The 15032-nt window shown below is 59.2% G+C and carries 12 protein-coding genes; 5 read left to right on the top strand and 7 right to left on the bottom strand.

The window, feature by feature from the left end:
• Nucleotides 1-182: 182 nt before the first annotated feature.
• Nucleotides 183-569 carry an acyl-CoA thioesterase gene (locus E7738_RS21720; RefSeq protein WP_021509508.1) on the top strand — a complete coding sequence of 129 codons (387 nt, stop codon included), beginning with the start codon at nt 183-185 and terminating at the stop codon, nt 567-569.
• 27 nt (nt 570-596) lie between these two features.
• Here the strand turns inward: E7738_RS21720 and E7738_RS21715 are convergent, their stop codons facing one another.
• Nucleotides 597-1655 carry an NAD(P)H-dependent flavin oxidoreductase gene (locus tag E7738_RS21715; RefSeq protein WP_159377760.1) on the bottom strand — a complete coding sequence of 353 codons (1059 nt, stop codon included), beginning with the start codon at nt 1653-1655 and terminating at the stop codon, nt 597-599.
• 409 nt (nt 1656-2064) lie between these two features.
• On the opposite strand from E7738_RS21715, the gene E7738_RS21710 reads away from it, so the two are divergent.
• Complete coding sequence (locus E7738_RS21710) at nt 2065-3351, top strand: methyl-accepting chemotaxis protein (protein WP_215800954.1); 1287 nt, start codon at nt 2065-2067, stop codon at nt 3349-3351.
• A 32-nt stretch (nt 3352-3383) separates the two neighbouring features.
• Here the strand turns inward: E7738_RS21710 and E7738_RS21705 are convergent, their stop codons facing one another.
• A complete protein-coding gene (locus E7738_RS21705) occupies nt 3384-4451 on the bottom strand; it encodes an acyltransferase family protein (RefSeq protein WP_136545543.1) in 1068 nt (355 codons plus the stop codon).
• Nucleotides 4452-4900: 449 nt separating this feature from the next.
• Between E7738_RS21705 and E7738_RS21700 the strand changes: the two genes are divergently transcribed.
• Nucleotides 4901-7495, top strand: coding sequence for a bifunctional diguanylate cyclase/phosphodiesterase (locus E7738_RS21700; protein WP_394516440.1), 2595 nt, complete (start codon nt 4901-4903; stop codon nt 7493-7495).
• A 30-nt stretch (nt 7496-7525) separates the two neighbouring features.
• Here the strand turns inward: E7738_RS21700 and E7738_RS21695 are convergent, their stop codons facing one another.
• Genes E7738_RS21695 through E7738_RS21680 form a run of 4 tightly spaced genes read right to left on the bottom strand, consistent with a single transcriptional unit; the run spans nt 7526 to nt 11504 of the window.
• Complete coding sequence (locus tag E7738_RS21695; protein WP_021509513.1) at nt 7526-8839, bottom strand: MFS transporter; 1314 nt, start codon at nt 8837-8839, stop codon at nt 7526-7528.
• Complete coding sequence (locus E7738_RS21690; RefSeq protein WP_394516439.1) at nt 8826-9467, bottom strand: hypothetical protein; 642 nt, start codon at nt 9465-9467, stop codon at nt 8826-8828. Before E7738_RS21690 ends, E7738_RS21695 begins: the two co-directional genes overlap by 14 nt.
• 2 nt (nt 9468-9469) lie before the next feature.
• On the bottom strand, nt 9470-10813 hold the full coding sequence (locus E7738_RS21685) for an amidase (protein ID WP_394516438.1): 1344 nt from the start codon (nt 10811-10813) through the stop codon (nt 9470-9472).
• Between the two features lie 10 nt (nt 10814-10823).
• Nucleotides 10824-11504, bottom strand: coding sequence for a DUF2848 domain-containing protein (locus tag E7738_RS21680; protein ID WP_127834846.1), 681 nt, complete (start codon nt 11502-11504; stop codon nt 10824-10826).
• 114 nt (nt 11505-11618) lie between these two features.
• Here E7738_RS21680 and E7738_RS21675 point away from each other — a divergent pair, with 114 nt between their 5' ends.
• On the top strand, nt 11619-12293 hold the full coding sequence (locus tag E7738_RS21675) for a GntR family transcriptional regulator (RefSeq protein ID WP_058770544.1): 675 nt from the start codon (nt 11619-11621) through the stop codon (nt 12291-12293).
• A gap of 2 nt (nt 12294-12295) precedes the next feature.
• Here the strand turns inward: E7738_RS21675 and E7738_RS21670 are convergent, their stop codons facing one another.
• Entirely contained in the window at nt 12296-13315 is a 1020-nt protein-coding gene (locus E7738_RS21670) for a LacI family DNA-binding transcriptional regulator (protein ID WP_394516437.1), read from the bottom strand.
• Between the two features lie 263 nt (nt 13316-13578).
• Between E7738_RS21670 and ascF the strand changes: the two genes are divergently transcribed.
• The gene (ascF, locus tag E7738_RS21665) at nt 13579-15018 is read left to right on the top strand and encodes a PTS cellobiose/arbutin/salicin transporter subunit IIBC (protein ID WP_394516436.1); all 1440 of its coding nucleotides are present in this window, start codon (nt 13579-13581) and stop codon (nt 15016-15018) included.
• Nucleotides 15019-15032: the final 14 nt, after the last annotated feature.

Here is a 15032-nt window from a genome sequence, read left to right as displayed (position 1 = left end):
TAGCCAGTTGATTATGGATATGTGATGCAGCTGTCAGTTTCTGCTGCAGCACGGGAAAATACCAGCATTCATTCCGTCAGGCGACAGTGGAATTACTTTGCAACATCTTGCCGTTTTCCCGCGGCGTCATTCTGCGGTATACCCATTGCCTCACCGCATAACGCGCTTATCAGGATGCAAAAATGTTCGTAAAGCACTATGACGTAGATGAAAGCCATATCGATTTTCAGGGCGTGGTCGACGGGCTGTACTACCCGTTTTACATGGAGTGGACGCGCCACGCTTACATGCGCGAGGCGCTGGGTATCGACATTGAAGAAGAGTTCAGTCAGGGCAAGATTTACATGGTGCTGGAGTACACGCTGCGCTTCCGCAAGAGCCTGGTGAAAGGCGATAAGGTGGAAGTCACCTGCGCGCTGGAGCAGAACGAGAAGCGCAATCGCGTGAACTTCGTGCAGCAAATCAAGGTCGACGGCGTGGTGTATGCCGAGGCCACGTTTGTCGCCACCTGTCTCGCCAATGGGCGTCCGTCAATGCCGGAAGCGGTAACGCGCGCGCTCGGCCTGTAACGTTAGAATACGTGGCAGCAGCCTGCTTTATGCCTGCTGCCACTCTGCAACCAGCGTCTCCACCAGCTGTACCGCCGGCAGCGCGCGCACCCGCGCCACCCCCTGACCCGCCCACTGCGCACCGAAGCCGTCCTCGCCGTGCGCTGCTGCCGCCGCCGCCAGGGCTTTTCCCAGCGCATAGGTCAGCGGATAGTCGGGAATCTCCTCCGGCTTTACGTCATGGCACAATTCACAAAATGCGTTGCGCACGCAGCGCGCCTGACGCCCGGAGATCGCCGCCGTCATTACCGTGCCACGCTCGCCAGCTGCCAGCAGCGCGCGACGATAGGCCGCACTGGCCGCCGACTCCGGACACAGCACAAACGCCGTACCGAGCTGTACACCGCTGGCACCGAGTTTCATCATCGTCGCGATGCCGGCACCGTCCATCACGCCGCCCGCTGCCACCACCGGCAGCGTGGTGTGCTGCCGAATCGCCTGCACCAGCGCAACGGTCGAAAGCTGCTGGTCTGGCGCGCCCGGATCAAAATGGCCGCGATGGCCACCGGCTTCATAACCCTGCGCCACAATGATATCGATACCGCTGCGTGCAATTGCCCGCGCTTCCTGCGGACTGGTGGCGGTCGCTAGCGTGACAATGTCACGTTGCTTTAGCCGGGCGATGGCCGTGGCATCGGGAAGGCCGAAATGGAAACTGACCGCCGCCGGCCGCGCCTGCTCCAGTACCGCCAGCATCGCCTCATTGTGCAAAAAGCTCTGATAGATCTCCGTTAGCGCTGGCGGCAGCGCCGTCTGGTACTGCGCAAACTGCGGGCTGAATCGGCTGATCCACGCCGCCTCGCGCGCGGCATCCCGCCTTGCCGGCGCGTGACAAAATACGTTGACGTTGATCGGCTCGCTCGTCAGTGCCTGGGTGTGGGCAATCATGTCTGCCGCCTGCTGCGGCGTCACCGCGCCGACGCTAATCGATCCCAGCGCCCCGGCATTGGATACCGCTGCGGCCAGCTGCGGCGTGGCGACACCGGCCATCGGTGCCTGAATCAGCGGATACTGCAGTTTTAACAGCTGGCACAGCGCGGTCGTCATGGTGGTTTTTCTCCAACCCGTCATCGGGCGTTGATTACGTCACGTCTCGGGCATTAACATACATTTAACATGCATCTTTTAACAAGTCTGCCGGGCACTTTTGTTACCCGCACGCGCGGCGTTGATCACTTTTTTCTCACATTTTTAACGCCACGGTCGATAATCAAAGTTGCATAGCAAAATCAGCTTTCAGCTTGCGCTGTAACAACATCAGGCAGGTAACACTATTACACACCCCACCTGCACACATCGGTGCGCAGCGAGACAGCAGCCTGTGCCTGTGGCACGGCTGTAATGGACAACCGGGGAAATCATGCGGTGCCGTCCACTGGACGCGCCGAATGCGTTAGCACGCGCGCATCTGCGCCTGCATTTCGTTCAACAGCATACCAAGCGCCTGAGGTCTCTCATGTTCGGGGTGAAAAAATCGAGCCTTTCTCTGCCATTTGCCAAAAGTGGCGACGTTGCTAAGGATATTGAAGCGATAAAGCAGCATGTTGCGTGGATTGAGTTTTCACCGGCCGGTGAAATCCTCAGCGCCAATGCACAATTTTTACAGGTCACCGGCTATCAGCTGCATGAAATTCAGGGACAGCATCACCGGATTTTCTGCAGCCCTGCTTATAGCCAGTCTTCCGACTATTACGCCTTCTGGCAAACGCTGGCCGCCGGCGAATCGGTGAACGGCATTTTTGAGCGTTTCAACAAGCAGCATCAGCGCTTCTGGCTCAGCGCGACCTATTTTCCGGTGAGCGATGAGCGCGGCAAAGTGTACAAAGTGATCAAGGTTGCGAGCGACATCACCGCCCGCCATCAGGAGCTGGAACATAAAGAGGCGGTGATAACGGCGCTGGACCGATCAATGGCGGTGATTGAATTCACGCCGGACGGTCACATCATTACCGCCAACGCCAACTTCCTCACCCACATGGGCTATACCCTGCCAGCCATCGCCGGCCAGCATCATCGCCTGTTCTGCTTCGACAATTTCTACCGCGAGAATCCGGACTTCTGGCGCAAAATCGGCAACGGTCAGCATTTTGTCGGTCGTTTTGAACGTAAGACCGCCAGCGGCGAGCGCATCTGGCTGGAGGCGAGCTACAACCCGGTGTTTGACGGCGATGGTAAGGTCTACAAAGTGATTAAGATCGCCTCGGATATCACCGCGCGCGTTGAGGCGGCGAAGCGCGTGGCGGATATCGCGCTGACCACCTCTGAGCAGACCTCACAAATTACCGATAACGCCAATGAAGTGCTGGATGAAACGGTGCGTAACTCCGGGCTGGTGGCGCAGCAGGTGAATGCCGCCGCCGAAATTGGCGCGCAGCTCACCGCCTCAGCCAGGAGCATCAGCGACGTGGTGGAAACCATCAACCTGATTGCCTCGCAGACCAACATTCTGGCACTGAATGCCGCCATCGAATCCGCGCGTGCCGGCGAGGCCGGACGTGGCTTCAGCGTGGTGGCAGGTGAAGTACGCCGCCTGGCGGCCTCGACCGCCAGCGCCACCAAACAGATTTCCGTGGTCGTGGAGCAAAATGCCGACCTGATCCAGCAGATGTATCAGCAGCTGGATGAGGTCAGGCAATTTGTGGTGACCGAACAGGAGAAGATCAGCGTGCTGTCGCGCAGCCTGCGGGAAATCAACAGTGGCGTACACGAGTTTGTGAACGTCATTCACCGGCTGGATGTGTGACAGCGTACGCGGGAGCGCTGGCTCCCGCGCGTTTACAGCCCACTGCCCGCCTGCGGCGCGGGCTGCCGCTTCCACTTCAGCGCATTACGCAGCGCCGGTTCGGCATATTTACTGATCAGCCAGGCAACGTAATACAGTACGCTGGCCACCACCACCGGCAGCATCGTCATCACCGCCTCATTTTTGATATAGCCATTAAGCTTAATCAATATCGCGATCATTAAATTTTCATGAATCAGATACAGTGCGTAACTGACAAATCCGATGGCGGTGAAAAAGCGCAGGGAAAGCCAGCGCTCAATCTGTCTGGAATAAAAGCTGGCGATAAAAAACAGCATTACCAGTAACAGCGGCACCACGGCGACCACGCCGCTGTTTTTAACGTAGTAGCTGAAATTAATCAGCAAGGCCAGCGCGGTCAGCGCGTAGTGATAACGTTTATCGCGCCCGTGCAGACGTTCATAAACCAGACAGCCGACCATAAACCAGGCATAGTGAATAAAACCGAATTTTGAAATTACATCGATTAATAATGGATGGCCGAGTGATTTCAATACCGATGAGGCGGAAAGTAATAACATCGGCACAATCAGCGCCGGCAGACAATATTTACGTCCAAAGGTAAAATAAACCGCGCCAATAATCAGATAAAACAGCGCTTCAACATAGAGAGACCAGAACGATCCGGCCATGGAGCGGAATTCAATGCCGGTCAGTTGCGTCAGCGTTTCAGGATTAACAAAGATCAGGCCGGGCAGCAGGTTGCGGCTTTCCGGTGTCATCAGCGACCACTCCGGAAAAAAGCCGCCGGCAACGTACAGCAGCAGACTGGCTATCAGCATCGCCGGAAACAGGCGCAGCCAGCGTTTTTTGAGAAAACTGAGGTAGCCGGACGATTTATCCAGCGTCATAAATATGACAAAGCCGGAGATCATAAAAAACAACTGCACGCCGACCCAGCCAAATGCCAGCAGCGGAATATGCTGGGTAGTGGCGGCATACGGCAACAGTTCGGGCCAGCGGGCATAGGCGTGATAAGCAATCACCAGCAGGATCGCTAATCCGCGCATGCCATCAAGATGCGTGATACGTGGTTGCATAAGTGGTCTCTGGAAAGAGGAGCAGATGGGTTTCAGCAAATTAGCACTGACAAAGATTTACACTCAACAAGAATAGTCCTGGATAACGCAGCATTAATTAAAGATAAAACTCTGCCAGCCTGAACGTTAAATCATGCTCTGATAAATTATGGCTGTAATATATTCACAGTCATAATTCTTAAATAAACACTAAGCTATTAGCGCAACGGGAAAAATTTACCGGCACTCGCCGAATTGCCCTGGTGCAAACGCAGCGGCAGGGCCTTTTATTAACAGACCTTATGCAGATCTGATTGCGCCACGGCATCGTCGGGCTTCTGGCCGAATATGCGATCTGTTTTTGCCGCTCCGCTCACGCTTTTTTTACTTTTTCGCCCAGGTTCGGCGCAGTCATGCCGATACTCATAACGTACTTATGAAATATCATTTTACTGGTTTGTGATAAGTCTATGATGGCGAAACGTTCACTGATGGATTTCCCGACCGATGATCGGATGCGCGGACTGATGCGCCAGCCGATGCTGCTGATGGTGCTGCTGATTTTTCTTTCCTTTATGGTGGCGCTGGTGACGCTGTGCTTTATCGCCAGCGATCTCAACCAGCAGGAGGCGCGGCAAAACCGCCTGCTGCTGGAGAAGGCGTTGCAGACGCGTCAGGAAGTGATGCAGTTTCACCTCTCCGATAATGCAGAATGGGGCGAAGCCTACCAAAACCTGCACCGCACGCTGAATACTGACTGGGCGTGGACGCGGCAGAATCTGGGTGAGTCGCTGTTCCAGACCTTTGCCTACGAGGGCGTGTTTGTCATCGCGCCGCGCGGCGATACGGTTTACAGCGTGATCGACGGTCAGCTGCAGCAACGCGATTTCACCGACTGGCTCGGTCGCCAGCAACTGCCCGCGCTGCGTCAGCAGTTACAGCACAATGACGGTAAGGCGCTGTCGCGCTTTGAGGTGGTAAACCAGCAACTGGTGCTGCTGTGCGCCGCATGGATCACCACCGGTGGCGATAACAGCGTGCCGCAGGAGCCCGGCCCGCCATCGCTGATGATCTTTGCCGATCGCCTGACGCCGGACAAGCTGCTGCAGCTGGGGCATGAATACGGCATCAACGCGCTGCGGGTGGAATTCGCTGCACCCCGCGCGCCAGTGGCGGAAAGCCTGCGCCTCGCCGCCGACGGCCATGACGCCACGCTGCGCTGGACCAGCAGCAACCCCGGCGGTAAATTGCTGACCGCCCTGCTGCCGCTGCTGGTGATCGCCATGCTAATCACGCTGTATGGCGCCATCATGCTGATGCGCAACGCGCTGCGTAAAGCGCAGCTCAATGATGAAAATACGCTGCTGCTGGCGCAAAGCCAGCGGGCGCTCAGCGCCAGCGAACGCCGCTTCCGTGATATCGCCGAAATTACCACCGACTGGATTTGGGAGATGGACGAACAGCTGCGCTTCAGCTGGGTTTCCGGCCGTTTCCCGGTAGTTACCGGGTTTACCAGCGAGGAGTGGCTGCAGCGCACGCTACTGGATTTCCTGCTGTGCGATGAACACCAGCGCGCCCGGCTTTTGCAGCTGGCAGACTCTGGCGGTCAGCTTACGCTGAACGGCTGCCGCTATCTCTCCGCTCAGCATCAGCCGCGCTACTGCAATCTGACCCTCAAGCGCGTCAGCCTGGCGCATGGCGTCAGCGGCTTTCGCGGCAGCGCCAGCGACGTAACGCTGGAAGTTGAAGCGCAGGCGCGCGCGCACTATCTGTCGCACTTCGATGAACTGACCGGACTGGCCAACCGCGTGCAGATGCGCGAATTCCTCACGGGGCAGCTGAGCCTGCCGCTGCCGGCGCAGCCGCTACTGGCGATGATTATGATCGACCTGGATAAATTCAAACCGGTCAATGATCTCTACGGTCATGCGGCGGGCGATCAGGTGCTGCATGCGGTATCAGATCGTATCCGGCGCACGCTCAACGGCAACGGCCTGGTGGCGCGGCTCGGCGGCGATGAGTTTGTGGTGATTCTGCCGGAGGCGGGCAGCCGCGAGCAGGTCGACGCGCTGTGTCAGCAGCTCATCGCCCAGCTCAATCTGCCGTTCCCGGTGTACGACAACGACATCCACATCGGCGGCAGTCTCGGCATCGCGCTGGCCCCGCAGGATGCCGACAACGCCAGCGATCTGCTGCGCTTCGCCGACATCGCGCTGTATAAAGCGAAAAACAGCGGCCGCAACCAGTGGATATTTTTCGACCGTGACATGGAAGAGAAAATTGTGCAGCGGCGCGAAATGGAGCATGAGCTGCGCGCAGCGCTGCAGGAGAACCAGCTGCGGCTGGTGTATCAGACGCGCTATGACCTGATCGCGCAGCACATCAGCGCGGTCGAGGCGCTGGTACGCTGGCAGCATCCGCGGCTGGGCTTACTGATGCCCGATCAGTTTATTCCGCTGGCCGAAGAGACCGGCCTGATCAGCGCACTGAGCGACTGGGTGCTGCTCAATGCCTGCGAGGATATCGCCCGTTACCGGCCGGAAATGGCGGTTTCAGTGAATATTTCCGCCAGCGAGTTGCAGGATAGCGCCTTAGCCGAACGCATCACCCGGGTGCTGCAGCTCAGCGGCTTGCCGAGCCAGCGGCTGGAAATTGAAGTCACGGAAAACGCGCTGCTGAGCGATCCGGATAAAACCCTGGCGGTGATGCAGGCGGTAAAAGCGCTGGGGGTGAGATTTCTGATTGATGATTTTGGCACCGGCTATGCGTCGCTGTGCTACCTGCGCGCCTTCCCGTTCGACGGCATCAAAATCGATAAATCCTTTATTTTTCCGCTGGCCGATTCGCCCCAGGCGCGCCAGGTGGTGGAAAACATGATTGGACTCGGCAAAGCCTATTCCCTCTCGGTAACCGCGGAAGGCGTGGAAACGCCGGTGCAAATGTCGCAGCTGCAGGAGCTGGCGTGCGATGCCATTCAGGGTTACTACATCGGACGACCGCTGCCGCTGCCGCAAATCTCGACCGAGCCGCCGCAGAGTGAACCGGCGCTGCACATGAATATTTGATAAAAGGTGGCGATCCTTCGCCAGAGGTGATTACAGCGACTGGTGCGCGGTTTCTTTGGCTTTCCATAAGGCAAACAGGGTGATCGCCAGCGCCAGCGTCACATATAGCGACACCCACAGCGTGCTGCCCAGCTCTTTATACAGCGAGGTAATGATCAGCGGGGCAAAACCGCCGCCGATGATGCCGGCCAGCGTATAGGCCAGTGACGAACCGGCATAGCGCACGTGACTCGGGAACTGCTCGGTGACAAACGCCGCCTGCGGACCGTACATCATGGCGTGAATCAGCAGGCCAATCACCACCGCCAGCACAATCAGCCACGGCTGAGTGCTGTCGAGCAGGACAAAAAACACAAACGACCAGACAATAGCCAGCAGCGCGCCGGCAATGTACACCGGACGGCGGCCGAGGCGGTCGGACAGCGCGCCAAACAGCGGCACCGTCAACGCGTTGCCAATCGCGCCGACCATCGTCGCCATCAGCGCCAGCGGACGCGGCAGCTGTAACACGGTGGTGACGTATGTCAGGGTGAACACCACCACCAGCGCGTACAGCACGTCAGAGCCGATGCGCGAGCCGCCGGCGATCAGCAGTTCACGTGGATAGCGCAGGAACACCTCTTTCAGCGGGGTGTGGCTGGTTTTCTCCGCCTGCTGCATCGCCACGAAAGTCGGGGTTTCTTCCACGCCACGCCGCAGCCACAGGCCAAACATCACCAGCAGCAGACTGAGCAGGAACGGGATGCGCCAGCCCCATTCCTGAAACTGTTCGCCGCTGAGTGACAACGTCACTAAAGTGATAAAGCCGGTGCCAATCAGCGTACCGCAGGAAGGCCCGACCTGGGCGAACGAGGCGTTACGCCCGCGCTTACTGGCTTCGCCGTGCTCCATGGAGAGCAACACCGCGCCGGCCCATTCGCCGCCCAGCGCGATGCCCTGCACAAAGCGCAGCGCCACCAGCAGAATCGGGCTCCAGATGCCCCATAGCGCATAACCGGGCAGCATGCCCATCAGCGCCGTGGTCACGCCCATGATCACCAGCGTGGTGATCAAGACCGCCTTGCGTCCGGCGACATCCCCGAGATGGCCAAAGATAAAACCACCCACCGGACGTGATACATAACCGACCGCGTAAGTTGAAAACGCCAGAATGGTGCCGACCAGCGGGTCGAAGCTGGGGAAAAACACATGGTTAAACACCAGCGCCGCCATGATGTTGTAAACGGTAAAGTCGTACCACTCCAGCGCGGTGCCGATGGAGCTGGCCGCAGCAAGACGGCCGGTGTGGGTTTTCCCTGCTGCGGCACGCGCGGCGTGCGGCAGAGTAGAATCAGTATTCGCCATGAGCCATCTCCTGTTTAGTGAGCTGCCAGCTGAGCGCATAAAATTCAGCGCGGGCATTGAGCGCCTGTGACGCGGCCGCCGCCAGTGTCTGGCAGGCATCGGCGCACGAACAGCTGAGCAGCAGCATCGGCTGCATGGCACGCTGCGCCCGATCTTCCTGCGGCAGCGGCGTGCTCAGCGTGGTGTCCGGCGTAAGTAAGCGCGAGGCGATATAGCCCGGCACCGTAGCAACCTGCTGCTGCCAGGCGTTGAGCGTTGCAGTTTCAATGCCAGCCTGTAGCGTCAGCACCGCAAGGTGGCTGCCGCTGCCCTGACCGTGCTGCTGAGTGATGGCGCACACGCGGCGCATCGGTTCGATCATCCGCTCCAGGTTTTTAACCGACCACGGCGTCTGGCGCGTGAAGGCGGCGTAGTAATCGGCGCTGGTGAAGGTTTCCAGCGAGCGGGTTTCATACAGTCCGAGGTACTTGCGTTCAGCCTCCAGCGCCTGATAGCGCGTGCCGCTGAGAAAGCCGTCAATGGCGACGCGCTCGGCGACATGTTCATGGTCATACCATTGATTGAAATCAGCTTCGTTTTCAGCGGCGACGTTGGTGGCGACAAACAGCATGCCGTGAGGATGTGTCATTTTCAGAGACTCCGTTGCAGGATGGATTCAAGCGCCAGCGCCCAGCTGAGCAGCGCGGCATCGTGGCCATGGGTGGCGGCCAGCATCAGACCCACCGGCGCACTGCCGGGCTGATGACAAGGCAGGGAGATGGCGCAGCCGTCCAGCATGTTGATCACGCTGGTGTTGCGCAGCATCAGCAGGTTGACCTGGCGATAGCGCTCCGGGTCGTCGAGTTCGGCGATGGTCGGCGCAATCAGCGGCACGGTGGGCAGCAGCAGGCCATCGAACGGTGCCACCGCCTGCTCCACCCGCTGCCGCCAGTCGGCGCGCTGCTGATACAACAGTTGTGCGTCAGCCTCATTCAGCAACGCGCCGCGCTCAATGCGCATCCGCACCTGCGGGTCATAACCCGCCGCGTGCGACTGCAGCAGCGACTGATGCCACTGCCAGGCTTCCCAGGCGGTGATGCCGCCTCGGGCGTTCATGGTTTCCAGTTCCGCCAGTTCAGGCAGCGGCAGCTCGGTGAGCGTGGCACCCTGCGCGCGCAGCTGTGCCAGCGCGTGGTGCCACGCCTGGCTGACCGCGAGATCCAGCCCGTCCAGCACCCGGGTCTGTGGAATCGCAAAGTGCGCCCGCGTGATATCACGCTCTGCCAGCTGCAAAGGCCGATCGGCGATGACGCTGTCGAGCAGCCAGCAGCTGCGCACGTCATGGGCAATTACGCCAATACTGTCGAGTGCCGCCGATAGCGGTAGCGTGCCAGCCTGATTGATGCGGCTGGCGCTGGGTTTGAAGCCGGTCAGCCCACACAGCGCCGCCGGTATCCGCACCGAGCCGCCGGTGTCCGTGCCGACCGCCGCGAGGCACATGCCGTCGGCCACCGCCACCGCCGCGCCGGATGAAGAACCGCCGGGAATGCGTTTTTCGCCGCGCTGCCATGGGTTAGCTGGCGTGCCGTAGTGCGGATTGATACCGAGCCCGGAAAAAGCGAACTCGGTCATGTTGGTTTTGCCGACGATAGCGGCACCGGCCTGTTTCAGCTGCTGCACGATATGCGCGTCGCGCGCGGCGGGCGGCGCATCCGCCAGCACGCGCGAGCCGGCGCAGGTGGGTTCGTCCGCCACATCAAACAGGTCTTTGATGCTGACTGGCAGTCCGTCAATCGGGCTGCGCGGCTGCTGCTGTTGCCAGCGCGCATCAGCCTGCTGCGCCTGCTGAACGGCGTTGTCAGCGTAGGTCCGCGTAAACACGCGTGCGCCTTCGCCCGATGGCTGCTCGGCGGCGCGTAGTGCCTGTTGCGTCGCGGCGCTTGCGGTAAGGTCTCCGGCGCGCAGTTGCTGGCTCGCCTGCCATAAGGTGGTCATACGCGTCTCCTCAGGCAATCACCGGCAGCGCGCCGGTGACATAGTGGTGTTCCAGCGTGCGATTCAGCAGCGGATCGTGCAGCGCCATGCGGAACTCGCTGGCCGGACGGATGCCGCCAATCGCGCTCAACGTGCCGCATGACATCGCAAAGCCTTCGCTGACCGGGCGATCGCCGAAATAGCGCGCCAGCAGATCCATCGGCGTGAGCAGAGACGCCAGCGTGCCCTGCTGATAAGTCACCCAGTCGCCGTTGACTTTGATCCACGCACGCAGCTCCAGCCGATCCCAGTGCGGCTCAACCTCTGCCATACGCCACGCATGACCGGCGACCGGCTTAACGCAGGCCTGTTTCGACAGTGCCACGCTGAAGGTTTCCAGGTGACGGTCAGTGTGATCGGAAATCAGCGACACCCAATATTCGCCGCGATGGAAAAACACAAACGGCTCGGCTTCGCCGGAGGTTTGCTCGCCCACCACTTCCAGCGGGCTGTGCTGCGCCAGCTGCTGGGTGGCTACGCGATAAAACAGCGGGACTGCACCAGGTGCGGGCACGCCCAGCGCCTCCAGCTCCCTGATATGGTGCAGCACTGCCGCCTGGTCGCGGCCAACCCATCCGGCAATGACCAGCTGCTTAATGTCGACATCCAGCACCGGGGCGGCTTGTGAGTCGGTTGTAAAGCGTAAATGCATGCGATGATCTCCTGATGAAAAATGCGTGTGAAATTTCACTGCAATTTCAAGATAGCCATTTTCATGCCAGGTTTTTGTGTAAGATGTCTCAGTACCCAAATAAGGATCTGCGTGATGAGTGATTCAGTTGCTGAAAATGTGAAGTCACAGGCCGGACAAAAAAGCGTTTCATTGAATGAACAGGCCTATCTGGCGTTCAGGCATCGCCTGATTACGCTGCGCTATAAGCCAGGTGAATATCTCAATACCGCGCAGGTGATGGAGGATCTGGCAATGGGCCGCACGCCGGTTAACCAGGCAGTACATCGGCTGGCGACTGAAGGGTTACTGCAGATTATCCCGCGTAAAGGGGTGATGGTGGCACCGCTGTCGATTGACGATGCGCTGGAGCTGATTGAAGTGCGGCTGGTAAATGAAGCGCTGTGCCTGCGGCTGGCGACGCAGCGCGTGAATCCGGCGCAGATTGCCCAGCTACAGGCGCTGAATCAGCGCATCGCCGCCGCCAGCGTGGCGCGCGATCGTGAGCAGATGATGCTGCTGGACCGCGAGTTTCATCAGGTGCTGGCTGACATCGCCGGCAACGGTCGTCTGTCAGATATTCTCAGCATCATTCACGCCCAGGCGCAGCGCTTCTGGGCAACCACCCTGTCGAGCGCGCAGCACATGCAGGAGGTGATTGCCGAGCATGACGCAATCATTGCGGCGCTGGCGCAGGGTGACGTAACACGGGCAGAAGACGCCGCGCGCGTGCACATCTATTCGTTTAAGCAGGCGCTGCTGAACGCCTGATTTCAGCCAGGATAAAACGGGCCGGGACCGATAGATTCGCGCAGAATCAGCTCGCCGGCAAAGGTTTTGCGGTTACGCATTTCGCCGCCGTCGAGCATCGACACCAGGCGTTCAATGGTCTCCTCGATCATGCCGGTCACCGGCATGCGCACGCTGGCCAGCGCCGGAATGGTATAGGGCGCCAGCGGTATATCGTCGAAACCCAGCACCGCCACCTGCTGCGGCACGCGGATGTTATGCGCCGCCAGCGCTTTCAGCGCGCCCACCGCCATCTCATCGTTACTGGCGACCAGCGCGCTGAACGGTTTACCGCGCGCCAGCAGCGCTTCCACCGCCGCTGCCCCGTGCTGCGCCTGCCATTTGCCTTCCACTACCAGTGCGTCATCCGCCACCAGCTGATGCTGCGCCAGTGCCGCGTGATAACCCGCCAGCCGCTCGCGCCCGGTCGGCGAGTCGAGCGATCCGGTGATAAAAGCGATATCGCGATGGCCGAGCGCAATCAGCTGCGCCACCGCCTCGGCGCTGGTGCGCTGCTGATCGGAGTAGATGCAGTAACTGTCGTGCTGACGCAGCCGCCGGTTGATCACCAGAATCGGATGGCGGTGCTGGGCAATGATGCTGTCCATCTCATCGATGGTGAGAAAACGCGGATAGATGATCACGCCATCGCAGCGCAGATCGAGCAGAAACTGAATCGCCGCACGCTCCTCTTCGGCGCTGTGTTTGCCGTCCACCAGCAGTAGCTGACGGCCCTGCTGCTCAAGAATACGCGCCGAATGCTGCATCATTTCGCTGAAATAGCTGCCGGTATACAGCGTGTTGGTGATCACCAGGCCGATGGTCTGGCTGGATTTAGTCGCCAGATTGCGCGCCAGCAAATTCGGCCGGAAGCCGGTCTCGGCAATCGCCTGGTACACCCGATCGCGCTTCTCCTGGCTGACGTAGCCGTTACCGGACAACACGCGCGACACCGTCGCTTTTGACACGCCGGCCTTTTTTGCCACCTCAAGTATGGTTGCCATGCTTCACTCTGCTTCGCTGCTCATCGCCTCAGTGTACCTAAGCGATGAATAAGACGGGGAATTTTCTTGTCGCCCTGCGCCTGCGGGTGAAGATCCCGCCGCACGCCAGCCGATCAATATCACAAAATTAAAACGAAGATAGTGATTTTTCTTGCCTGAATGAATGCGCCTGTTCATGATTTTGTGAAACCGGTTTCTCATGAACACATAACAGCCAGACGAAACCGACGTTTCCTCTACCCTACAATCAGAGACAAACATTCATGGCGACCAACTACGCTGACGCCGCACGAGCCATTGTGGCCTCGCTCGGCGGATTAGAGAATATTGAAGCCGTTACCCACTGCATGACACGCCTGCGCTTCGTGGTGAAAGACAGCGCGCGCGTCGACAACGCCACACTGAAAGCCATTCCCGGCGTAATGGGCGTGGTGCACACCGACAGCCAGTGTCAGGTGATCATCGGCAACAACGTCAATCTCGCCTTTCATGAAGTGATGAAACTTGGCACGCCAGGCAACAGCGGCAGCGCGCCGGTGAAACGGAAAATCACGTTGCGCAGTATCGGCGCGGGCATTCTCGATGCGCTGGTCGGCACCATGTCACCGCTGATCCCGGCGATCATTGGCGGATCGATGGTGAAACTGCTGGCGATGATGCTGGAGATGAGCGGCGTGCTGCCCAAAGGCTCGTCGACACTGATCATCCTGAATGTGATTGGTGACGGCGCCTTCTTCTTCCTGCCGGTGATGGTGGCGGCTTCGGCGGCGCTGAAATTTAAAACCAATATGTCGCTGGCGATTGCCATTGCTGGCGTGCTGGTGCATCCCAATTTTATCGACCTGATGGCCAAAGCGGCGCAGGGTCAGGTGGTGGAATTCGCCTCGGTGCCGGTCACCGCGGTGAAATATACCTACACGGTGATCCCCGCGCTGGTAATGACGTGGATTCTGTCGCACATCGAATACTGGGTCGATCGCTTTACCCCGGCGGTAACCAAAAACTTCCTTAAACCGATGCTGATTGTGCTGATTGCTGCCCCCATCGCCATCGTCTTTATTGGCCCACTCGGTATCTGGATCGGTAGCGGCATTTCGGCGCTGGTGTACACCATTCACGGTTATCTCGGCTGGCTGTCGGTAGCGATCATGGGCGGGCTGTGGCCGCTGCTGGTGATGACCGGCATGCATCGCGTGTTTACCCCGACCATTATTCAGACCATCGCTGAGACCGGCAAAGAAGGCATGGTAATGCCATCGGAAATTGGCGCCAACCTGTCACTGGGCGGCTCATCGCTGGCGGTGGCGTTCAAAACCAAAAATCCGGAACTGCGGCAGACGGCGTTCGCGGCGGCAGCTTCCGCCATCGTCGCCGGCATTTCCGAACCGGCGCTGTACGGCGTGGCGGTGCGCCTGAAACGTCCGCTGATTGCCAGCCTGATCAGCGGCTTTATCTGTGGCGCGGTGGCCGGCATTGGCGGCCTCGCCAGCCACTCGATGGCCTCACCGGGCCTGTTTACCAGCGTCCAGTTTTTCGATCCCACCAACCCGATGAGCATCGTCTGGGTGGCTGGCGTGATGGTGCTGTCAGTGGTGCTGTCGTTCATTCTGACGCTAATTCTTGGCTTTGAAGATATTCCGGTGACGGAGACCGCGCCGCGCCCCGGCAAGCCGGAAGCGGCAAAGCCGCTCAGCGCGAATTAATAATGGACTGTGAT

This window comes from Pantoea sp. SGAir0430, from assembly GCF_043549295.1.
The sequence above is the reverse complement of the archived record's forward strand: the minus strand, read 5'-3'. Positions and strand labels throughout refer to the sequence as shown.

Excerpts from the sequence above, each read along its gene's own strand:
- E7738_RS21715 (WP_159377760.1), bottom strand. The coding sequence starts at position 1,655 with ATGACGACCGCGCTGTGCCAGCTGTTAAAACTGCAGTATCCGCTGATT.
- E7738_RS21720 (WP_021509508.1), top strand. The coding sequence starts at position 183 with ATGTTCGTAAAGCACTATGACGTAGATGAAAGCCATATCGATTTTCAG.
- ascF (WP_394516436.1), top strand. The coding sequence starts at position 13,579 with ATGGCGACCAACTACGCTGACGCCGCACGAGCCATTGTGGCCTCGCTC.
- E7738_RS21695 (WP_021509513.1), bottom strand. The coding sequence starts at position 8,839 with ATGGCGAATACTGATTCTACTCTGCCGCACGCCGCGCGTGCCGCAGCA.
- E7738_RS21710 (WP_215800954.1), top strand. The coding sequence starts at position 2,065 with ATGTTCGGGGTGAAAAAATCGAGCCTTTCTCTGCCATTTGCCAAAAGT.
- E7738_RS21680 (WP_127834846.1), bottom strand. The coding sequence starts at position 11,504 with ATGCATTTACGCTTTACAACCGACTCACAAGCCGCCCCGGTGCTGGAT.
- E7738_RS21670 (WP_394516437.1), bottom strand. The coding sequence starts at position 13,315 with ATGGCAACCATACTTGAGGTGGCAAAAAAGGCCGGCGTGTCAAAAGCG.
- E7738_RS21690 (WP_394516439.1), bottom strand. The coding sequence starts at position 9,467 with ATGACACATCCTCACGGCATGCTGTTTGTCGCCACCAACGTCGCCGCT.
- E7738_RS21700 (WP_394516440.1), top strand. The coding sequence starts at position 4,901 with ATGATGGCGAAACGTTCACTGATGGATTTCCCGACCGATGATCGGATG.
- E7738_RS21675 (WP_058770544.1), top strand. The coding sequence starts at position 11,619 with ATGAGTGATTCAGTTGCTGAAAATGTGAAGTCACAGGCCGGACAAAAA.
- E7738_RS21685 (WP_394516438.1), bottom strand. The coding sequence starts at position 10,813 with ATGACCACCTTATGGCAGGCGAGCCAGCAACTGCGCGCCGGAGACCTT.
- E7738_RS21705 (WP_136545543.1), bottom strand. The coding sequence starts at position 4,451 with ATGCAACCACGTATCACGCATCTTGATGGCATGCGCGGATTAGCGATC.